Origin of the sequence: Pseudophaeobacter sp. 1A16562 (genome assembly GCF_041008785.1) — a bacterium.
Lineage (GTDB): Bacteria > Pseudomonadota > Alphaproteobacteria > Rhodobacterales > Rhodobacteraceae > Phycobacter > Phycobacter gallaeciensis_A.
The window spans coordinates 147,691-168,729 of record NZ_JAXGFT010000012.1 but is presented as its reverse complement, the minus strand read 5'-3'; the positions used below and the strand labels follow the sequence as shown (position 1 = coordinate 168,729).

At 57.9% G+C, this 21,039-nt stretch carries 19 protein-coding genes and 1 tRNA gene; 14 read left to right on the top strand and 6 right to left on the bottom strand.

The annotated features are described in order from the left end of the window. From SM764_RS17045 to SM764_RS17025, 5 genes are all read left to right on the top strand, one after another. Nucleotides 1–913, top strand: a 913-nt coding sequence (locus SM764_RS17045; protein ID WP_369002294.1) for a peptidase G2 autoproteolytic cleavage domain-containing protein, incomplete at its 5' end; no start/stop codon positions are given. Further along, nucleotides 910–1,224, top strand: a complete 315-nt coding sequence (locus SM764_RS17040) for a phage holin family protein (protein WP_368981664.1) — start codon at nucleotides 910–912, stop codon at nucleotides 1,222–1,224. The genes SM764_RS17045 and SM764_RS17040, both read left to right, overlap by 4 nt. 73 nt (nucleotides 1,225–1,297) lie before the next feature. Continuing rightward, nucleotides 1,298–2,074, top strand: a complete 777-nt coding sequence (locus tag SM764_RS17035; RefSeq protein ID WP_369002293.1) for a glycoside hydrolase family 19 protein — start codon at nucleotides 1,298–1,300, stop codon at nucleotides 2,072–2,074. A gap of 44 nt (nucleotides 2,075–2,118) precedes the next feature. Continuing rightward, complete coding sequence (locus SM764_RS17030) at nucleotides 2,119–2,460, top strand: hypothetical protein (protein WP_369002292.1); 342 nt, start codon at nucleotides 2,119–2,121, stop codon at nucleotides 2,458–2,460. A 182-nt stretch (nucleotides 2,461–2,642) separates the two neighbouring features. Next, on the top strand, nucleotides 2,643–3,449 hold the full coding sequence (locus tag SM764_RS17025; RefSeq protein ID WP_369002295.1) for a DNA adenine methylase: 807 nt from the start codon (nucleotides 2,643–2,645) through the stop codon (nucleotides 3,447–3,449). 162 nt (nucleotides 3,450–3,611) lie between these two features. On the opposite strand, the gene SM764_RS17020 is transcribed toward SM764_RS17025, so the two are convergent. Then, nucleotides 3,612–5,078, bottom strand: coding sequence for a hypothetical protein (locus SM764_RS17020; protein WP_369002291.1), 1,467 nt, complete (start codon nucleotides 5,076–5,078; stop codon nucleotides 3,612–3,614). 950 nt (nucleotides 5,079–6,028) lie between these two features. On the opposite strand from SM764_RS17020, the gene SM764_RS17015 reads away from it, so the two are divergent. From SM764_RS17015 to SM764_RS17000, 4 genes are all read left to right on the top strand, one after another. Next, nucleotides 6,029–6,637: a hypothetical protein gene (locus tag SM764_RS17015; protein ID WP_369002290.1), complete on the top strand. Its 609-nt coding sequence runs from the start codon at nucleotides 6,029–6,031 to the stop codon at nucleotides 6,635–6,637. Between the two features lie 262 nt (nucleotides 6,638–6,899). Continuing rightward, nucleotides 6,900–8,060: a LysM peptidoglycan-binding domain-containing protein gene (locus SM764_RS17010; protein ID WP_369002289.1), complete on the top strand. Its 1,161-nt coding sequence runs from the start codon at nucleotides 6,900–6,902 to the stop codon at nucleotides 8,058–8,060. A 681-nt stretch (nucleotides 8,061–8,741) separates the two neighbouring features. Beyond that, entirely contained in the window at nucleotides 8,742–10,577 is a 1,836-nt protein-coding gene (locus SM764_RS17005; RefSeq protein ID WP_369002288.1) for a P-loop NTPase fold protein, read from the top strand. A 799-nt stretch (nucleotides 10,578–11,376) separates the two neighbouring features. After that, nucleotides 11,377–13,164 carry an SIR2 family protein gene (locus SM764_RS17000; RefSeq protein ID WP_369002287.1) on the top strand — a complete coding sequence of 596 codons (1,788 nt, stop codon included), beginning with the start codon at nucleotides 11,377–11,379 and terminating at the stop codon, nucleotides 13,162–13,164. A gap of 260 nt (nucleotides 13,165–13,424) precedes the next feature. On the opposite strand, the gene SM764_RS16995 is transcribed toward SM764_RS17000, so the two are convergent. From SM764_RS16995 to SM764_RS16985, 3 genes are all read right to left on the bottom strand, one after another. Further along, the gene (locus SM764_RS16995; RefSeq protein ID WP_369002286.1) at nucleotides 13,425–13,598 is read right to left on the bottom strand and encodes a hypothetical protein; all 174 of its coding nucleotides are present in this window, start codon (nucleotides 13,596–13,598) and stop codon (nucleotides 13,425–13,427) included. Between the two features lie 338 nt (nucleotides 13,599–13,936). After that, nucleotides 13,937–14,012 (bottom strand) — tRNA-Ile (locus tag SM764_RS16990). A gap of 37 nt (nucleotides 14,013–14,049) precedes the next feature. Next, nucleotides 14,050–14,979 (bottom strand): LysR family transcriptional regulator, encoded by a 930-nt coding sequence (locus SM764_RS16985; RefSeq protein WP_369002285.1) that lies wholly within the window; start codon nucleotides 14,977–14,979, stop codon nucleotides 14,050–14,052. 119 nt (nucleotides 14,980–15,098) lie between these two features. Here SM764_RS16985 and SM764_RS16980 point away from each other — a divergent pair, with 119 nt between their 5' ends. The 4 genes from SM764_RS16980 to rnd all read left to right on the top strand — a co-directional run bounded on the left by SM764_RS16980 (nucleotide 15,099) and on the right by rnd (nucleotide 19,074). After that, nucleotides 15,099–16,067, top strand: a complete 969-nt coding sequence (locus SM764_RS16980) for an MBL fold metallo-hydrolase (protein ID WP_368946709.1) — start codon at nucleotides 15,099–15,101, stop codon at nucleotides 16,065–16,067. Between the two features lie 126 nt (nucleotides 16,068–16,193). Continuing rightward, nucleotides 16,194–17,240 carry a phosphoribosylformylglycinamidine cyclo-ligase gene (gene purM, locus SM764_RS16975; protein ID WP_368946708.1) on the top strand — a complete coding sequence of 349 codons (1,047 nt, stop codon included), beginning with the start codon at nucleotides 16,194–16,196 and terminating at the stop codon, nucleotides 17,238–17,240. Continuing rightward, nucleotides 17,237–17,833: a phosphoribosylglycinamide formyltransferase gene (gene purN, locus SM764_RS16970; RefSeq protein WP_065273372.1), complete on the top strand. Its 597-nt coding sequence runs from the start codon at nucleotides 17,237–17,239 to the stop codon at nucleotides 17,831–17,833. The genes purM and purN overlap by 4 nt, the downstream gene beginning before the upstream one ends. A gap of 83 nt (nucleotides 17,834–17,916) precedes the next feature. Further along, nucleotides 17,917–19,074, top strand: coding sequence for a ribonuclease D (rnd, locus tag SM764_RS16965; protein ID WP_368946810.1), 1,158 nt, complete (start codon nucleotides 17,917–17,919; stop codon nucleotides 19,072–19,074). Between the two features lie 113 nt (nucleotides 19,075–19,187). Here rnd and SM764_RS16960 read toward each other — a convergent pair whose 3' ends face one another. Further along, nucleotides 19,188–19,697, bottom strand: a complete 510-nt coding sequence (locus SM764_RS16960; protein WP_065273373.1) for a hypothetical protein — start codon at nucleotides 19,695–19,697, stop codon at nucleotides 19,188–19,190. Between the two features lie 135 nt (nucleotides 19,698–19,832). Here SM764_RS16960 and SM764_RS16955 point away from each other — a divergent pair, with 135 nt between their 5' ends. Beyond that, entirely contained in the window at nucleotides 19,833–20,243 is a 411-nt protein-coding gene (locus SM764_RS16955; RefSeq protein WP_369002284.1) for a SufE family protein, read from the top strand. A gap of 18 nt (nucleotides 20,244–20,261) precedes the next feature. On the opposite strand, the gene SM764_RS16950 is transcribed toward SM764_RS16955, so the two are convergent. Further along, complete coding sequence (locus SM764_RS16950) at nucleotides 20,262–20,975, bottom strand: helix-turn-helix transcriptional regulator (RefSeq protein WP_369002282.1); 714 nt, start codon at nucleotides 20,973–20,975, stop codon at nucleotides 20,262–20,264. Between the last annotated feature and the right edge of the window lie 64 nt (nucleotides 20,976–21,039).

The window sequence follows — 21,039 nt, the reverse complement described above, 5'->3', positions numbered from 1 at the left end:
CTCTTTTACCGGCGACACGCTCTTGGTGAGAACTTCGCGTGCTGGGTCTTCTGCGTTCGATCTCATCGATGCTCGGAGCAACGGAGGTTCTGATGCAGAATTTCGGGTGCGCGGCGATGGCACGGTCACTTCAGACGTTGGGTTCACAGGCGGCGGCGCGGACTATGCGGAATACTTCGAATGGGTGGATGGGAACCTTGCTGGCGAAGACAGGAGGGGGCTCTCTGTTGTTCTGGATGGTGACAAGATCCGGCTGGCACTGCCCGGTGAAGATCCGATCGGCGTCATCTCTGCCAACCCATCCGTGATCGGTGACGGAGATATTGATCGCTGGAAGGGCAAGTATCTCAAGGACGCCTTCGGGGCCTACATCTGGGAAGACTACGAGGCGCTGAGCTGGTCCGAGGTCGTCACCGAAACCGAGACGTTTCAGAAACAGGCGAGCGAAGCGCAGGAGCGCACCCGCGAGGTGATCGAGGTGGTGGATGGCGTGGCGGTTAAAACCGTTGTGACCGAAACAGTGCAGGTGCCGCTGTTCGATGAGTTCCCGCTGGTGGATGAAAGCGGGGCACCTGTTTTGGGCGGCAATGGCAGCCAGCTGATCCACCGTGAGCCGCGCATGGTCGAGGTTCAAGAGGAAACCACCAAGGAGGAAAAGCACAGCTATGCAGCTGACGAGGTGCCGGATGGCGTCACGGTTCCGGCCGATGCCGAGCGCGTCACGCAGCAGCGCCGCAAGCTGAACCCGGATTATGACCCTTCACAGGAATACACGCCGCGCGCCGACCGGCCGGAATGGGACACGGTGGGCCTTATGGGCAAACTGCGGCTCCTCAAAGGGCAGCCCACGGGTTCGCGCTGGATCAAGATGCGCGATGTGAGCGCGGATGTAGAAGAATGGTTGGTGAGATGACGGAACCTGGCCTGGTGGACTGGCTGTCCAATCTGATCGGCGGCGCTGCAACGACGCTGGTGGGCGCCGCGATCGGTCGCCTGATGTGGCATTCCGGCGAGGTGCGCAAAGGGCAGCGCCGCTTCTTCGGCCCGGAGCTTCTCTGGGAAATCCCGGTGGCCTTTGGCATGGCCATCATCGGGGAAGCGATCGCCAGCTACCTTGGCGCCAGTGCCACGGTCAGCACCGGCATTGTCGCCCTTGCTGCCTATATCGGCCCGCGTGGCGCCGAGGTGCTGCTGGCCAAATGGCTGACCCGCGCCAAACCCTGACCTGATCCCCCGAACCCTGAAACCACCCCGCCAAGGATGCCCTTGCGCGGGGCTTTTGCATTGGAGACTTTCCATGCCTGACATTCTCACCTTTGAAACCCTGCAGAAGATCACCGGCCCGATCGCGCCGGTCAGCAACCAGGCGCGCAATGCGCAGTCCTTCCTGCTGACCCTGAACCGCCACGGATACGATCTAGGCCTGAACCAACCCCACCGGCTGACCTACCTGCTGGGGCAGGTGCTGCTGGAAAATGGCGCCTTCCGCTATGACCGGGAAATCTGGGGCCCGACCGGGGCGCAGGCGCGCTATGACACCCGCACGGATCTTGGCAATACGCCGGAGCGTGATGGCGATGGCTACAGGTTCCGGGGCCGCACCGGCATGCAGATCACCGGGCGGGCCAATTACCGCGCCTTCACTGCCTGGGTGCGCCGCCTCGATCGCACTGCGCCGGATTTTGAGAAGGATCCCGATGCCGTGAACCTCGACCCGTGGGAGGGGCTGGGGCCGCTCTGGTACTGGTCCGAACGTGGCCTGAACCCACTGGCCGATCGGGGCGATATCCGGGCCGTCACGCGCCGGATCAACGGCGGCTACAATCATCTCTCTGAACGCAAACGCTGGACCTTGCGCGCCCAGCTGGTGCTGCTGGGATACGGCGCAAAGGATCTGCGGGCCTTCCAGCGCGCGGCCGGGCTGAAAGTGGATGGCATCCCCGGCCCGAAATCCCATGCCGCCCTGCACGCGGCCCTGGTGGCTGTGCCGCCCATCGCGCCTCCGAAACCCACATCCGAAACCACCGGGATCCGCGCCTTCCTCGCGCGGTTCCTGCCCTGGCTGGCTGGCTGATCCGCCGACCGCTTTCTTCCCACTTCAAAACAGAGGACTAACCCATGAACTGGAATGACATTCTGCAACAGCTTCAGCCCGCGCTGATCAGTGGTCTGAGCTTACTTCTTACAGTGCTGATCGGCGGCGCCGCCAAGGTGGCCAAACAACGCTTCGGCCTTGAGATCGAGGCCCGCCACCGCGAGGCCCTGCACAGCGCCCTGATGAGCGGTATCCGCGCCGCGATCGAGGACGGTCCCGGCGCCGGAAAGGATGTGTTGGTCGAGCAGGCCGTGACCTATGCCCGCGAGTCGGTTCCCGATGCCATCGCGCAGCTGCGGCCCAGTGAGGCGGTGTTGCGCCGCCTGGTGGTTGGTAAGCTGAAGGAAATCGGGGCAGGGCGCTAAGGCCCGCTCCCCCACCCGTGACACGGATCCTTCCGCCTGTCGGGCGGGGGGATCGGGTGCGCTAACACCCTTTCCCACGCAGCCAACCGTTCAAAGAGGCTGCGCCGACATACCCTACAGAAGATGTCGCCCGACTCTCGCGAGAGTGGGCGCTACATATTCTGGAATCACAAATGACAACAATGACAAAGGTGCGGCCTGCCGCGCCCGTAGCCCCTTGGCTTGGCGGCAAGAAAGCCCTGAGCGCCAAGATCATCGAGCGGATCGAATCCGTTGAGCACACCACCTATGCAGAGCCGTTTGTCGGTATGGGCGGTGTCTTCCTGCGGCGCAGCTGGCGCCCGCAATGTGAAGTCGCAAACGACTTCAATGGTGAAATCACAAATCTGTTCCGTATCCTGCAACAGCACCTTCCGCAGCTCTTGCAGGTGATGCGCTATCAGATCGCCTCGCGCCGGGAGTTCGAGCGCCTGCGCAAGACCGATCCTGCAACCCTGACCGACCTGCAGCGCGCGGCTCGGTTCCTCTACCTTCAGCGGCAGGCCTTCGGTGGCAAGCCCGGCGGCGTCTTCGGAGTTGCGGCTGACCGTCCGGCCCGCTTCAGCCTGTCCCGGCTGGAGCCGCTCCTGGACGCCGCCCACGAGCGGCTGGAAAGCGTCATCTTCGAAAACTTGGACTGGTCCGATCTGATCGCCCGCTATGATGGCGCGCAGACCTTGTTTTACCTCGATCCGCCCTATTGGGGAGGGGAGAGCGACTACGGCAAAGGCATGTTCGAGCGTGAACACTTCCAGGCGATGGCCGATCAGCTGGCCGGGATCCGCGGCAAGTTCATCCTGTCGATCAACGATCGGCCGGAGATCCGCGAGATCTTCGCGGCCTTCCGGTTTGAGGAGGTGGCGCTGAAATACACCGTCTCGGCAGGTGGGGCGACGGATGCGGCCGAGTTGATCATCTCAAACTTCGAGCCGCGCGTCGGGTTGTTTTGAGCCCTGATGTGGTTGCCTCGTCCCTAAAGGGGCGGGGCCTTCGACATTGGCTGGTTTGCGCAGATAGTGAACTGTGCAAAGTCGGCGCGACCAGTCATGCTAGAAGCGCCCAACGGCCCAAAGCTCCCTGTCGAGGAGTGTGCCGCGAACGGCAGGTTTCGATCAGCGGAGACCGATTGAAACGAATACTCGTGATTTCCTATCTTCGCCCCCAAACTCTGGATCGAGGCGGCCATCGAGAATTCCTACTTCGGCCTCAATCACGTCTGGGCTCCGGCCGGGTAGGCCGCAGGTCGTGCCGATGGTCTCGAGTACTTCACGCGTTGTCATTCCACGTAGATTGGGAAGATGTGTATTGTTGTATTGGCCGGATTGATCTGCCAGCTGACGGGGCTCTGTCATTTCTTCAAACCGCCAGTCACGCAGCGGAGACACGGTCTCTCGCGACATCGGGTGCACAGAGATCGTTGGGGGAAGATCGTTATGAAGTTCATTCTGCCACTCGGCACGTTCGCCATCGGCATAGCCGCGGACGTAGACCTGGGGGGCGACAGCGAGCGCTTGAAGCTGTTGGCGAAAGTACTCGTACTCCGCAAGAACGGTAAGCTGGTCACTTAAGCCTTCATATTTCTCCAGCGAGTCGATGCGCGCGAGGGCGTCGTCCAGGCCCACACCGCTCACCACGTATTCACTGATCGCATCACAGAGGGCCTCGCCTAGATCCTGGAAAATTAGCTCGAGTTCGTCGCGAGAGCGCATGCCCTCAATTTCGAAGGATTCTGAATAGAACCGGAAAAGGCCGATTCCGCGGATCTCTGGTTCTTCCCCTTGAAGATGCGGTGCATATATCTCGTAAGTCGTTCCGGGTACCTTGCCGCCAACGCGTAGCAACGCAGTTTCCCGCAGTTGCAGATATTGCAGATCGTCATTGATCGCGTCGATGCCGCTCCGGACCCTGTCGAGATGTTCTCGCTGCCGTGGGCTCAGGCCGCGCTCACTGTCCGCAGAGGCAATGTCGCGCGCGATTTGTTCGGCGTCGCGCATTGCCGTCCGCGCTGCCTCTAGGGCTTCTGTCTGCGCATCAAATTTCCCTTGTTGCAGCTTTGCCGATCTTTCGAGATGCCGAATGTTTTCGTCCATTCTGGCAATCGTCGATGCGGCCTCTCGGATCTTGTTTTGGAGGGAGGCGATCTCATTGTTCTTCGCCTCTACAAGACTCTGTTCTGCGTCAAGGTCTCGTTCGAGGTCCTTGTTCGCGTCAGCAAGTTCATTCTGCTCGGTCTCCAAGCTTTCAATCTTGCCATCCCGTTTTTCGACGCTCTTAGTCAGAGAATCAATTGTGCTGTTCCGTGTTGTTATTGTTCCTTCCAGGTTTTCGATGCGCTGGGTCTGCCGTATTTTTTCGATTTCGGTCACTGAGTATGCAGCTGCCGCCACGGCTAAGACGACAAGAGCGAAACCGATTGGAACCTTGTATTTCCCAAAGGAAAAGCCGTGATACTTTCCCTCCCCCTCTACAAACTGCTTATCGTCCTTGCGGAAGATAAGCAGATAGAAACCGCACATCATCGCCAGGACGACGACGACCGCTAAAAGAAGCTGGAGGATTGCCAAGATCCAGTCGGACATGGGTCCAATAGTCCGGGCAGCAATAGCTACATGTCAACAATAATGAGCGGGGCGGGAGAGAAAAGGCGCGGTAGGGGGCAGGTGGGGGAGCCAGGCTTTCTCCGCGTTCGGGGATAAACTTGGCCACAACTGCTCCACAGTCGGCGAACACCCGTTTCAAGCCCTTCTTAACAGCTTGGGAGGTGGCAGGCTTTCCCGTTGCGCAGCATTAAAGAGATCGCCTTAACCTGCTCACTGCAGCGTTTTGTGACAAGAGCAGCGAACTTCAGGAGGCCGCCCGGCCTGTCTGGAGGTCCTGATGCCCCAGTAGCACAGGTCATTTTCGCTTTGGGCTGGCAGCGATCGACGGGGACCGAACAGCGGGTGTGCAGGCGCCTAGGTCGGCAGCGCGCAGGAAAGCGACATTTGCAAAGTCGGCGGATCTGGCGACATGGCGAGCAATCCATGCCGCAGACGCACAAGGAAGAGCTGCCCTTCGCCGCAGGTGCAGCCGCTTAGCACCTTCGAACGGCGGGAATGCGGACGAAGCTGCCTTTTGCTCTCGCGGCTATTGCCAACGCAGCATTTGATCGCCCGTGCAGAACGTCTACTGCTGCAGCGCAGCGAAAACCACCGAAGCAGTCATTCCAGGGCGTCGATTTGGCTCGACCGAAACTATACTTTCGCCGCAGCGTGATCGGACAACTCAGATGCGGGACTCTGTTGCCTTTTGCGGACGCAGCTAATGCTGACGCAGAAAGTGCTCGCGCATGCGACATGCCCGTTGCTGCGGTACAGCCCAAGTCGTTGAGGCAGTCATGGGATGCCTCATGAGCGGCCTGGCTAAAACTGTCTGTCCGCTGCGAAGCTTAGCAATTCGAAGAGTGCGCCCTTCGAGGAAGTTTACAAATCGTGTACTTGGCGTTATACTCTTAAAAAAAAGGCGAGCAGCATTTTAGTGGAGATCGCCTATGCTCAAAAAAGCTGCATTTGTTATTTGCCTTTTCAGCCCGACACTCGCCTTTTCTCAGAATTGCAGAACATTATGCGAAGCAGATGATCCAAAGTGCCTGACCGCTCTCAATCCGAAAAGCGCGGACGCTGGCGACATCGCCAGTGCCTTTGCCGAGCTTTACCAGGCGCTAGCAGACCCCGACATTGAGACAATACCCTCGCAAGATTTGATGGCAATGTTCGGGGTCACCGATGATCCCTGCTTTCGTTCTGATACCTCGATTTCTACATTGCCCCCCGAAGATGGTGATGTTGGAAAGGTCCACCACATCTTTAATTCAGGAGGGACATGTCGCGTCTCGGCATCGGTAAATCTTCCTGCAGGTTTTGAACTCGCCGCAGGTATTTTGGTGCCCGATGTTGTTGAACTTGATTATGTAGTGAATGAAGACTCCATCGTTATCACGCCTTTCGTTAAAGGGCGGAAATCCACGGCCTATTTCAGTGATGAAGACTTCAACATCGACTTTGGCGGTGTAATTCGACAAATCGATTTTTCTCCCGAGTATACGATCATTGATACTGACGAGTCATGCATCGCTCTATTCTTTGGAGAAGAACAATGATTGCTCAATCTTTGCCTCGCATTGTAATTTGCCTCATAGTCGTCACAGGGCTTTCTTCATGCAAAGTAAATTTTGGCGTAAGCGATGGCTCCGATTCTGATAACTCGGACGAAGATTACTTCGAGTGCACCGATAGTTGTCTCGATAGTTACCATCAATGTATTGATGCAGGAAACACACAATCGGCTTGCGGCCTTGAGCTGAAACGATGTGAGAACTCTTGCCCGATTGAAAACATCTAGCCTTATTCGAAGGTGCTATCATGAATCGAATTTTGTTCAGCGCATTGCTCGTCGCGTTCTTGTCAAGTTTTGCCTACGCTCAAGAATGTGCCATCGACCCCGTTCTCGGTGCCGACCTGCGCGATGATGTCAAAGCCGATGTAACGTTCCAAGATCAAGGTGATCGCACAGTTCTCATCAATCTCGCGACCTATTCCACTCTGGATCGTCAAGCCATGTTGCGACGATACCGAGGCGAGGTCGCGGGGCAGCTGCCATCGAACGAATGTGGCAGAAACGTTACGCTTCTTGGCACATCCAATAGAATACAAAGCCGAGATTGGCATCTGCGAAGCGGCGTCCGCGCGCGGCAATACCTGTGCCTCAAGACCAAAGGTACATGTTGCAAGTGGCTCAAATGCCGTGCTTGCGAATGGAAGTGGATCGATGAGAATATCGGCCTCAGAAAGACCCTCGATCTAGAAACATGGGTCACGCCTCGGATCGTAGAAGCATCAACGGGCCATCAGATATCGGTTGATGCAAGGAGCACGTTGGAGGAACTTGAGCAATGGGAAAAGGATCTTCTCAATACCCTCAAGAACCTCGCAGGCGTGTTAGAGATCTCGACAATTGGCTTGATTAACACCAAAGACTATTTTGACATCTCATTGCCGAGCGTGCCGACGTTGAACATTTTTAGGGAGCAATTCATCGGCATGGATAACTTTAAACCTGAACCAACCAATGCAACGTTCGACAACGGAAAATATGGGTTCAGCGTGCGCGTCGATGCCCAAGATGTCCGTGCCTGTGCCGTCGCGCGACAAGTTCGCCGCTATTTCGCTTCCTTGGATGAAATTCGCTATCAAACGTCCGATGCTGAACGGCGACATGTCGTTGCCGAAGGTGAAACGCTATGGTCGATTGCCGAACAAGAATATGGAGATGGGCGGTATTTCAAGTTCATCGAGAACTATAATGATACCACCAATCCCGATCTAGTTTCGGTTGGGCAAGAGATCGGCCTACCAACGATTGGACGCATGACAAACCGCTTCCAATATGAAATCGCCCCAGGGGATACAGTTTGGGCGCTGACAGGTTCAGACGAAGAAAGGCAAGCACTCACGGGCTATATTAAAAGTTTGGGGCGAGATCCAAGCCTGATCTACCCACTCGATGGATTTATCCCAAAATAGATAGGCTGTTGGTGTTTCCAATTGAGCTGATATTTCCTGACCCTGAGTTTGCTGATGATTATTAAACGATCGGAAACGCGAATTTTCCGTTGTGCTGAGATCTTGCCGCAGCTATTGTCAAGGGTTCCTACAATAGCTTTGGTCGCTTAAGTAAAAGGCGGCAAAGTCCCGCGATCTGTAAATGGTCCTCTTCAACCCCGCTGCGTTCTGTACAAATGGCCGGTTTCCGTGCCGCGCTGCAGCGGGCACACTTACGCAACTGCGAACTATTTCATGCTGCGAGCGCGCGCAGCGAGAAAACCGAATTCACCGGTTGGGCTCAGAGCCGCCTTGCGGCGCTGCGGCACCAGGGGCGCAGCGAAGGCGCGCCTCGTTCCCGTCCCCAGGTGACGCCAGACAGCCCGAAGCGGACACGATCATCCGGCAACTAGAGAGGAAGCATAGGAGCTTTCTGCACCTGCTCGGGTGTCGAGCTGATTTCAGAAGTGCAGCCATTCAAGGCTTGGGTTGAAATGGTTCCTACACCGCGCCAGTTAAAACTCCAACGTTTTTGCGGAAAAAGCCTCTTCACAAACAGTCAAAAGCTGATCTGCTCATACAGCGACAGTTTCTCCTAGCTTGCTGGACGGCATGAAGTGAGTAAACTAGGCTATGTGAGATTCAATCGATACGGGTGGACTCATGAGCATTAATGATGCTGCAAAAGGCGCGATTGGTGCATATCTTGCCATGTCGAAACCCGGCTATGCCCTACTCATTGATGCGCCCTGGGGCGCGGGGAAAACGCACTTTGTACGAGAAGTTTGTGACGTAGACACGAACCACCAGAAAGTACGCTACGCATCGCTCAATGGGGTATCTGACGCGGTTGCTTTTCGCCGCGCGCTCCTCAAGGAGAGTTTGGACGTTGAAACCGCGAACAGGCTATCAGGGATGGCCAACGCTTTTGCACGTGTTTTCAAAATGGGCGACCTCGGCAGTTTAACGCGTGACTACCTGGAAGAGCGTATGATCAGTGAACTGCCGGAAACACTCATTTTCGACGATCTTGAAAGGGCAACATTGCCGCCAGCAGAAGTTTTGGGATTGATCAATGACTTTGTCGAGCATCAACAAAAGCGCGTCATTCTGCTTGTTCATTCTGGAGAGCATCCAGAACAAGAGCCATTTCTTCAAAGACGGGAAAAGCTCGTGGGGCGAACGATCCGGGTCTTGCCAGACTTTGACGCAGCGTTTCCCAAGTTCCTCGAACATGTCCCGGAAGGGCGCGGCAAAGCGTATCTGACTGATCACCAAGCTATCGTGAAGGAGGTTTTTGACCAAGCGGACCATGGCAATCTTCGCTTGTTGCGAAACTCTGTGCGTGACTGCGCGCATCTCCTCGACGCTGTTGAGAACGAAAGGTTTTCGGCGCAAGAAGCAATGTCGCGTTTCGTGCGAACATACCTGTCTATCTCGATGGCACTGGCAAGGAGTGAAATCAGTTCTGATCAGCTACCGCATAGGGGAAGCGGAGTGGTCGTTGGCTCTGGTGAGGGGAATGAAGAGTTCCAGAATTTGAGACTTCTGTGTGAACGGCACAAGGGCGCAGACATATTTGCCCATAGTGGTTCGGCTTTTCCGATGTCGCTTGACGAACCGCTGTTTGTAAACGGTTACATCGACCCAGGCCAATTGGAGGCGATCCTTCAAGCAACTCGCCAGTTTGATCCTCAAGAAGAAAACCCACTTTGGAAAGTGGCGGTCCATTGGGGAGATATGGGCTGGGATGAGATCGGCGCGTTAATCGAGCAAATCAACAAATACGTTTTTGAAATGACGTCTATAGAGCCCGGCCCTTATCTTCACCTTGCTGATACTGCACTGCGCTTGCAAGAGTACGGAGCTTTGGCGGAAGACCGGATTGCTTTGACCAATCGCATTTTGCAACGCATCGAAGAGTTGCACTCCCAAGGACACATTCCTCCTGCAAAATTTGGGACTCAGCTTGGGTGGGGGCTTCGCGGAAAACACTTTTCCTTCGGGGGATATGCCTGCGATGCTAATGACGAGTTTTATAAAATCATTGACGTGATGAAGACAGCCCAAATCGAAGGCTATGAGGCTAGCCTGCCCGAGATTACTTCAAGGCTGCTGCAGGCGTTTGAAGAAAATATTTCGCAAGTCTATCTCAGCTTCAGTTATGTCAATGACGAAGACACGTTCTACGGCGTTCCCATTCTTCATCTCCTTGACGTTAAACGCTTTGCCGAAATTTCTATGAACCATTTGAAGACAGGCAACGCGCAGGAGCTTTGTCAGTTTTTCCGCAAGTTGTCTGATCGACATGGCTCCGACAGCAAGTGGGACGATGAACGGAAATGGGCGTTGCAGGTTCGCCAGGAAATGATCCGAATAGCAGAAGAGATCGGTCCTATTGCCAAGGGGCATTTACAACTCACACTTAGCTTTTGTTGGAAGTTTCTAGAACCTGCCGACATCGGAGAGAGCGCTCCGACGAAAGAACAAGAAGAGTGAGCTATGTGGTTCAATGTCGTTCAACCTTCACGCACAGATAAGACAATCAAAGGTGACGGATTTCGAGCTCAGGAGTTCTGACAAAGCACGCGAAGGCGGTGCAAACCGTCAAAACGACCGTAAGGTCCGCAGCGAGTTTCTTGTTTCGAACTTGAACACTGCGCTGTTCACGAACGACAGCTTTGCGGACTGCGGTCGCAGCATCAAAGTTTCATGCTTAGACGCCGAATTGGGCCAGCCGCCAAACTTTGCAAAGCTCGCTTCCTGCGCTTCGCTGACCTTGAAGCCGGGCGCAGCATCCCCTGGGGCAACTGGGCAGACTTGAAGGTCAGCTTTCAGGAAGCCTTTCGCGCACGCAGCAGTCCCTTCGCTGCGCCTTGCATGATTGTCGTGATTGGGCTGAGAGCGGTCACGCGCTGCGCCCGACGTGAGTCACTGCTAAGGGCTGTGAGCGGTCGACAGGTTTCAAGCGGGGCTGATCCTGGCGACTGTATCCGCTAGGCGTAGGGGCTGGTGTCGGCGTGTGAACTATTGGGTGCCCGCCCAGTCCGGTGCTTCCGGCCCGTAGTCGCCGTTCCGTGTAGGATTCAACCGCGACCGGTGCGGTTCTAACTGGACATTCGCCCCCACGCTGCCAAAGTCCGATCCCATAGGAGTTTATGGTGCTCGGCACGAGACAATCTGGCTGCTTGGACTCCTTGTATCAAAATGACTCCAAAGGTGCGCCGAGCACGCTAAAGCTCTTTGATCATACCGTGGCATCATTAGATGCCTGCCAAAAATTATTCATGAGGTTTCGATGTCATTGCTCTCCGACGATCCGCTGACACAGCTCGCTTTCTCGGTCTACGAGAATGGAGGAGTCTATGCCTTGCTTATCGGCTCTGGGCTTTCTCGCGCTGCTGATATTCCGACTGGCTGGGAGATCACGCTTGACCTTGTTCGCCGCGTTGCCGCAGCCCAAGGCGTCGAAGGGCAGGACGACTGGCTGGCTTGGTATCAGGAAACCACCGAAAAGGACCCCAATTATTCCGAGCTTGTTGGAGAGCTCGGCCTTTCCCGCGATGAGAGGCGTGCCATCCTGCACAGTTACATCGAGCCGACCGACGATGACCGTGAGGAAGGTCGTAAGCTTCCGACCCGTGCACATCACGCCATAGCCAGGCTTGTGCGCGAAGGTTATGTCCGCGTAATTGTCACTACCAACTTTGATCGCCTCCTGGAAAATGCGCTTCGGGAGCAGGGAATTGAGCCCACGGTCGTCTCATCTGTCGACGCGCTGCAGGGGGCGGAGCCGCTAACCCACACAAGCTGCTATTTGCTTAAGCTCAACGGCGACTACAAAGACGCCCGCATCCTGAATACCGACGAAGAGCTTACGGCATACCCGCCGGAATATGATCGGCTGCTGGACAGGATCATTGATGAGCACGGTCTTATCGTTTGCGGGTGGTCCGGAGAATGGGATCATGCGCTGCGCGCTGCCATCCTGCGTGCACCAGCAAGGCGCTATCCGCTCTTCTGGGCAGCACGCGGCGGCAGGCTTGGCGATGGGGCGCAGGAGATTGCCGATCACCGTGATGCGCGCACCATCCCTATCGATGATGCCGACAGCTTTTTCACAGGGCTGGAGCAGCGCGTCGAGACCCTGGCGCGCACGCACCGCCAGAATCCTATGAGCGTTGATCTCTTGGTGAGTGCGGCCAAGCGCTATCTCGCCAAGCCGGAACATCGCATTAAGCTCGATGAGCTCTTCACGACTGAGACCCATAACCTTATCAACAAGATCGAGGCTGCGGGACTCGCCACGCAAAGCCAGTTCAGTGCGGATGAACTCCAGCGGCGCATTGCATTGTATGAGTCGTTCACCGAGCCGCTTGCGCGCATGGCAGGCGTTCTCGGTCGTTGGGGGGGGGGCAGCGATTTTTCACTGGTCGGTGATGTCGTCAAAAGCCTATGCGCCCATGCCGATCGTGAAGGTGCGGGGCTCAATATCTGGCTTGAGATCAGAACCTATCCGGCAGTGTTGGTAATGACCGGCTATGGCTTGGGTCTTGTCAGGGCAGGACGGTGGCGGGAGCTGCACCGGCTGTTCAGCCTTACGGTTAACAAACGCCATGACCCTGAAACCAATCGCGCCGTGCAGCGCCTGTTCCTATGGGCTTGGGAAGGCGGCAACAACGACTATTGGAAACATCTGGAAGGCCTCGAAAAACGCAAGACCGCTCTCAGTGACCATTTGTGCGATCTGTTTGCCGCGTGGAGCAAGTCTTTCGTCGGTGTGCTGCCGGATTTTGAGCGGCTCTATGAAAGCTGGGAAATTCTCGGCAGCTTGACGCATCTGGAGCGTGCCGAGAAAAACGAACTGGTTGCCGCCTTGGCTGAAGAGCCGCGCAACGGCTGGATATGGTGTCCGGTTGGCCGCAGTGGTTGGCACAGCGGAATGCGCCGGAGAATCCTCGAGGAATTTCTAAACGGTGCGACGAAGAGGGATATCTTGGAGGCTGGGTTCGCGAAGGGCGATGAAGAGTTCCTCCAGAAGGCAGGCGAAAACTATCGGCGGCTTGCAAGTAGGATGGAGTGGTAAATAATCTAGTTCCGGCAGGCAGCTGAACGCTTAGCGTGTACGCGTTGCACGATGGAGAGTCGTGGTAGAGCAGTCTGGTTAATCGGAGAACCGCAGCAGACTTTCATTTGAAACGCGGTGAAGGTCTGCTTTCCGCCCGCCTGTATGCGCAGGCCAGCCTAAATGGTCACCAGGTATTGGGGTGCTTCGGGCTGATGTTTCATGGCGGAGTTTCGGATCGTCAGCTTGTGTTTGGATCATGCGAGGCGCTTTTGCTGGGGTCACCCGAGGCGTCTTAGGGCATCGGCAGCCTGCTCGTATGTGGGATGCCTATATTCAGCGTGCATGCGTTCGTAGAACTTGATCCAGCCTTCGCGTTTGTCTTCAGGGAACACGTCCTCCCAAACAGGCCCGAAGATCCGCACCGATCCGTCATCCAATCGCTCTGCGTTCATTCGTCATCTCCCCGTGAAACAGTATCATACCCGGACGCCATCTGGTTCACCTCGACATAGAAGCTTATGGTGATCTCCGGCTGCACCCTTCCTCCGCACATGCTGCACCGGATGCCTGGATTCTCACCTGCGCACCACTTCATTACCAGCCGCTGCTCAAAGACCCGGCCGAAGTGTCCACATGGGCATTTAATTTGGAGGCAAAGCATCGTCTTCGATCACATTTCGCGCTGAAAACTGCGGTACACCTTACCTATAACCCATTGAAACTTATGAGGCGGTATTTTGGCCTTGCGGTACACCATGAGCATTGAAAACATTGCATTTTTTCTGTCTGGTGGTAGGCCCGGCAGGATTCGAACCTGCAACCAAAGCGTTATGAGCGCTCTGCTCTAACCGTTGAGCTACAGGCCCGCCGTAAGCAAGTGGTTAGGAAATGGCGCGGGTAAGGTCAAGCGGTGATTGTCGCGGGTCTCGGCTGCGCCGCTCGGCGGTGTATCTGGGTCAGGCGCTCTGTCACTCCATCGATCACCAGTTCTCGCCGTCGGTCGATACTGTGGCGCGAGGGGAAGACCGCAAAGACGTCCTTGTCCGGGGCGTTGTACTCCGGCAGCACCTGTTCGAAGGTGCCATCGCGCAGCTGGTCCTCGACAAAAGGACGCGGGGCGCGGGTGTAACCAGAGCCGTTGGTCACCGCCTGAATGATGAGTTCGGGATCGTCTGCCGTGAAACCAACTCGGATCGGCGCCAGGACTTCCTCGCCATCACGGTGCAGCGGAAAGAAACCTTCGGTCTGGTCCTCGTGCAGCTGGATGAACTTAAGCCTTATCAAGTCTTCGGGCTGCTGCGGTCGCCCCACGGCATCAAGATAGGCTGGTGAAGCAAAGAGCACGGTTTCCAACTCCGCGATCTTGCGGCCCACGCCATCAGTGCTGCCCAGCTTGCCGCTGCGGATGGCAAGATCGTAATTCTCGCGCACCACATCGACCAGCCGGTCCTCCAGCCGCATGACGATGTCTAGATCGGGGTATTGCTGGTCCAGCTCCAGCAGAAGCGGTCCGACCACGCTGCGGCCAAGGAAGGTGCTGGTGCTGATGCGAAAGGTACCGGAGACGCTGGCGTTCAGGCTATCCAGCTCTGCCGTTAGTCGGTCATAGCCACCCAGCAGCCCTTGCGCGTGGGTAAAGACCAGATCCCCGGCCCGGGTGGCCTGCACGCCGCGGGCGCTGCGGTGCAGCAGTTGCTGGCCCAGCAAGCTCTCCAGCTGCTTGATCTGCTGGCTGACTGCGGATTGGGTCATGCCCCGGCGCTGCGCCGCGCGGTTCAGGCTGCCTTCATCCAGCGCCACGACAAATGTTTCCAGAAGTGAAAGCCTGTCCATGATATACCTATTAGCAATGCTTATAATCGGTATCTGACTTTTGTGACTGATACCTAAGATATATGCACCTTATCTGCAGGGTGCGGGGAAATTCCGCTGATCAGATATTGGAGTGTCTTATGACTATCACCCGAAGAACCCTTTTGAAAGCCGCTGCGGTCGCCCCAGCGGCGGCTGCAGCACCTGCATTGATCACTCCTGCTGCTGCGGCGCCGCGGGGGCCGGTGCCAGTGCTACATCAGTTCACACTGGGCGATGCGCGGATTACCGCGCTGCTGGATGGGCATCTGGCGATCAAGCCGGAGTTTTTCACTGGCTATGACGCCGCCAAGGCAGAGGCGGCGCTGGCAGGCTCGCTTTATCGCGAAAATGCGAAAGGTCTGGAAATCCCGGTCAATGGCTATCTGGTGGAGCAGGGCGGTGAATATACCCTGATCGATACCGGGACGGCGCAATTGATGGGGCCGGATCTGGGCGCGCTGCCTGCGGCCCTGGCAGCGGCGGGTGTGACGCCTGAGCAGATTACGACCGTGCTGCTGACCCATATCCACCCTGACCATAGCGGTGGATTGCTGACGCCGGATGGCCGTGCCGCCTTTGCCAATGCGGAACTGGCGGTGGCTGCGGCGGAGTGGGATTACTGGCACGATGAGGCGGTTCTGGCTGCGGTGCCTGAGGAAAGCCGCAGCTTCTTCCAGACGGCGCGCAACAGCGTCGCGCCCTATGTGGACCGCCTGAAACTGTTGAGGGGGGAGGCCGAGGCCGCAAGTGGGCTCAGCGCGGTGCCGCTGCCCGGCCACACACCGGGACATACCGGGTTCATGCTTGATGCGGGCAGCGAGGCGCTGTTGTTCTGGGGCGATGTTGTTCACAGCGCCGCCCTGCAATTCGCCGAGCCGGACTGGACCATTCCCTTTGACGTCGATCAGGCGCTGGCCGCGCAGACACGGCGGCAGATGTTCGACCGGGCTGCGGCGGATGATCTGCTGGTTGTCGGGATGCATCTGGACTTCCCGGGGCTCGGCAAGGTGCTGCGCGCAGGGAAAGGCTTCCGGTTTCATCAGGCGCCTTGGCAATTCGGCCTGTAATCCGAGCGTGAGAGACGCAGTTTGACAGGTTTGCCGCGCTGCCTCTTGCGGCGCGGCAGATTCCCTTGTTCCCTTCCGAAGCGCCTTGCGTTAAAGGCTGCGCAACGTTTCTAAAGGAGCCAAGCGATGACCAGCGGCAAGAACGGTTTGACCTATGCGGATGCAGGTGTGGACATTGATGCAGGAAATGCATTGGTGGACCGGATCAAGCCGGCCGCGAAACGCACCAATCGCTCTGGCGTGATGAGCGGTCTGGGCGGTTTTGGAGCGCTGTTTGATCTGAAAGCCGCCGGGTACAATGATCCGATCCTGGTGGGTGCCACCGATGGCGTGGGCACCAAGCTGCGCATTGCCATTGATACCGGTGTTGTGGATGGCGTCGGCATCGATCTGGTTGCCATGTGCGTCAACGATCTGGTCTGTCAAGGCGCCGAGCCGTTGTTCTTCCTTGACTATTTCGCCACCGGCAAGCTGGAAACAGAAACCGCAGCACGCATCATCGAAGGCATCGCCGAGGGCTGTGTGCGCTCTGGCTGTGCGCTGATCGGTGGTGAGACGGCAGAAATGCCGGGCATGTATCCCGAGGGTGATTTCGACCTTGCGGGCTTTGCCGTCGGCGCGATGGAGCGCGGCACCGCGCTGCCCGAAGGCGTGGAAGAGGGGGATGTCCTGTTGGGGCTAGCCTCGGATGGGGTGCATTCCAATGGCTATTCGCTGGTGCGCAAGCTGGTTGAAGTGTCGGGACTCGGCTGGGATGCCGATTGTCCCTTTGCCGAGGGCACACTTGGTGAGGCGCTGCTGACTCCGACCCGGCTTTATGTGAAACAATCGCTGGCGGCGGTACGGGCAGGGGGCGTGCATGCGCTGGCCCATATCACCGGCGGCGGCCTGACCGAGAACCTGCCGCGCGTGCTGCCCGAAGGGTTGGGCGCTGATATCGATCTGAACGCCTGGCAGCTGCCGCCGGTGTTCAAATGGATGGAGGAAACCGGCGGCATCGCCGAGGCTGAGATGCTGAAGACCTTCAACTGCGGCATTGGCATGATCCTGTCGGTCTCTGCCGATCGCGCAGATGCGCTGACCGAGGTTCTGGAAGGCGAAGGCGAGACCGTCAGCCGCCTTGGCTCCGTGACCCCGGGCGAGGGTATGCGTTACTCGGGCAAGCTGCTGTGAGCCACAAGAAGGTTGCCATTCTGATTTCGGGCGGCGGCTCCAATATGGTGTCGCTGCTGGAAAGCATGACCGGAGACCATCCGGCGCGCCCCTGTCTGGTCCTGTCCAACAATGCCGATGCGGGCGGGCTGAAGAAGGCTGCCGCTGCCGGTGTCGCCACCGCAGTGGTGGATCACCGCCCGTTCAAGGGCGACCGCGAGGCGTTTGAGGCGGAACTGGTCAAACCCATTCTGGAGGCCGGCGCCGATATCGTCTGCCTTGCCGGGTTCATGCGGGTTCTGACCGCTGGTTTCGTGTCGCAGTTTCAGGGCCGGATGCTGAATATTCACCCGTCGCTGCTGCCCAAATACAAGGGGCTGCACACCCACGCACGCGCGCTTGAGGCGGGCGACAAGGAACACGGCTGCACCGTGCACGAGGTCACGCCCGCGTTGGATGATGGTCCGGTTCTGGGGCAGGCGCGGGTTCCGATCCTACCGGGGGACACGCCCGAGGATCTGGCCCAGCGGGTTCTGGTGAAGGAACACCTGCTCTATCCGGCAGTGCTGCGTCGTTACGCAGCCGGGGACCGGACACCGGTTCTGATCGACTGATCTTTCCCGCGCCGTTTGCATTGCAGGAACCAAGGGCGTATCACCGGGTGATACGCATGAAATATAAAGAAAAGCCGCGACCGATGAAAACACTCACCACCACCGAAGAGTTGACTGCCTTCTGTCAGGAGGCTGCCAAGCATGATTATGTGACGGTGGATACCGAGTTTCTGCGCGAGCGCACCTATTATTCCAAGCTGTGCCTGATCCAGCTGGCATTTTCCGGCGATGGTGAAACGGACGCGGTGCTGGTCGATCCGCTGGCCGACGGTCTGTCTCTGGAGCCGCTTTACACGCTGTTCCGCGATGAAAGCGTGGTGAAGGTGTTCCATGCCGCGCGGCAGGATCTGGAGATTTTCTGGGTCGATGCGGGCGTTTTCCCGAAACCGCTGTTCGACACGCAGGTGGCCGCCATGGTCTGCGGATTTGGCGAACAGGTGGGCTATGAAACTCTGGTGCGCAAGATCGTGAAACAGGGGCTCGACAAGACCTCGCGGTTTACCGACTGGTCGCGCCGCCCCTTAAGTGATGCGCAGAAAACCTATGCGTTGGCGGATGTGACCCACCTGCGCCGGATCTATGAATACCTCGCCGCTGAGCTGGACCGCAGCGGTCGCAGCCATTGGGTGGCCGAGGAACTGCAGGTTCTGACCGACCCAGCTACTTATGACATTCGCCCGCAAGAGGCCTGGCGCCGGATCAAAACCCGCACCACCTCGGGTAAATTCCTGGCCGTGGTGCGCGAACTGGCGGCCTTCCGCGAAGATTACGCACAGCGCAACAACGTGCCACGCAACCGGGTGTTCAAAGATGACGCGCTGGTCGAACTGGCCTCGACCAAACCGCGCACCGGTTCGGATCTGGGCGGCTCGCGCCTCTTGCTGCGTGAGGCCCGCAAGGGCGCCATTGCCGAAGGTATTCTGGAGGCGGTTGCGCGCGGCGTGAACTGCCCGCCGGAGAAGCAACCCAAACCCGACCGCAGCCGTGAAAAACTACAGGTCAATCCGGCGCTTGCGGACCTGTTGCGGGTACTGCTGAAGGCAAAGACCGAAAGTTCAGGCGTCGCGGCCAAGCTGATCGCGCCTAGCGCTGATCTGGATGCTATCGCCGCCGGGCAGCGCGATGTGGCGGCCCTGACGGGCTGGCGCCGCGAAGTCTTTGGTGCCGATGCGCTACGTCTGTGTGACGGGGAAATCGCGCTGGCGGCGCAGGGGCAATCCGTGAAGGTTGTTTCCCTCTAAGCGGCACCCGTTCCTGCGAAAAATCTCTCACATTGCCCTGACGAACCTTTGGTGGTCGTCTGGGTCTAAGCGCGGGTACAAAGGGCAGCAGCCTGTTCGCGTACGGCGCCTGATCAGCGACGGCGGCTTTCGCGGGCGTTGCCGGATCCGTTGACGCGGATCGTGCGAATACCCGCCAGATCCTGCCTTCCGAGGCTGACCGCAGCGCGCAGGGTGCGGCTGAAGGCACTGCCCACGGCGGTGGCGTCTTCGGGATAGACCACCCGGAAATCATATTCGAGAACGGCAGGATCGTCATTCGGCACCGGGCGCATCTCGACATCAAAGGCGCCCAGCCGCGAGGCAACACCAGTGGCATAGACGATGGCGCCGGTGGGGGTCTTTTCAATGCGCAATTCACTGACCTCAGCGATCAGAACGCTGCGGTCCTCGGCCTCGGGTTTGTCGAGCAGGCCATTGCCGACCTTTTCGGGGATCAGCGGGTTCACATCGCCGTCTACCGGGGCCTCAGCCACACGGGAGCTGCCGAACCAGTTGCTCGGGTTGATGCGGGAGTCACGCCAGCCGCCGCAGCCCGCCAGAACAATTGCACTGGCCAAGAGTAGTGAAAGGGGTTTGCGCATGATGTCCTGCCCGTTTGAGTTCTCCCTGATTGTGGTTACCCGATTGCTGCTGCGTTGAAAAGCGGTTGAAAAGACCGGGCCAGCCGCATAACTGCTGATCTGCCCGTACCGTAACCAACAGGGGATTGTCCTTTCATGGCCAGCGCCGCATTTGAAGAGATCGTCGAGGACTTCGAATTCCTGGAAGACTGGGAAGACCGCTATCGCCATGTCATCGATCAGGGCAAAGAAATGACACCGCTGGATGAGGCGCTGAAGGTTCCCGCGACCAAGGTTGAAGGCTGCGCCAGTCAGGTCTGGTTGCATCCGGTGATCGAAGGCGGCCGGTTCCATTTTGACGGCGACAGCGACGCGATGATCGTGCGTGGTCTGATTTCGGTTCTGCGGTCGCTTTATAACGGGTTGACGCTGGCCGAGGTTCTGGCCGTGGATGCCAGGGCTGAACTGGGCCGCTTGGGGCTGAACGATCACCTTTCGGCGCAGCGCTCCAACGGTCTGCGCGCCATGATCGAGCGGATCCGCGAGACCGCCGCCGCCGCGTCCTGATCCGCCCCTGATCTGCGCCTATGAAGGGGACCCTGTCTGGGGTGGTTCACAGTGCGCCTTTAACTGTTCGATAAACTCCCTGAGCAGGGCAACCCTGCGCGGGCGAAAGCTTTCGCCGGTTTGCTCGTAGCCTTCGATGCGGGTGACGTGAAAGAAACGGAAATCCCGCCGTATGCAACACCAGGCGAGCAGCATCACAGTGCGATCATTGTACGACAGGGCCAGCGGATAGATCCGCCGCTGCGTGCGCACGTCCTGCAGATCGCGATAGCCAATATCCAGCGCCTCCTCCGCCCACATCGCTTCGCGTAGAAGGGTCATGTCGATCGTCGCCTGCGGCGGCGCATTGAACCGGTGTACCAGATTGACCGCATGCATCGCTTGGCGCTGCTGGCGTTCTGGCAGGGTGGCCAGAATCTTGACCAATGCATCATTTGCCGCTTGCGCCAGATCCGCATCGCCTCGCTGGTTCACATCGGCCAGCCCCAGCATCAGTGCCTCCAGTTCGATCTGGCTAAAGGTCTGCGGTGGCAGGGAAGGGTCCTCGGTCATGGTGTAGCCGAGACCTGCCTCGCCTTCGATCCGGGCGCCAGCTGCGCGCAGGCTGTCGATGTCGCGATAGATCGTGCGCTCGGATACCTCCATTGCAGCAGCAAGCCGCGCAGCCGTTACCGGCGGGCGCAGACCCCGGATCAGGTGGAGCAGTCGGAACAGTCGGTCGCTTTTGGCCATGGGGGAGATATACCCGGAAACATCCTGACAGAAATTGGCAAGAGGGTAACGGCATAGCTGCGTC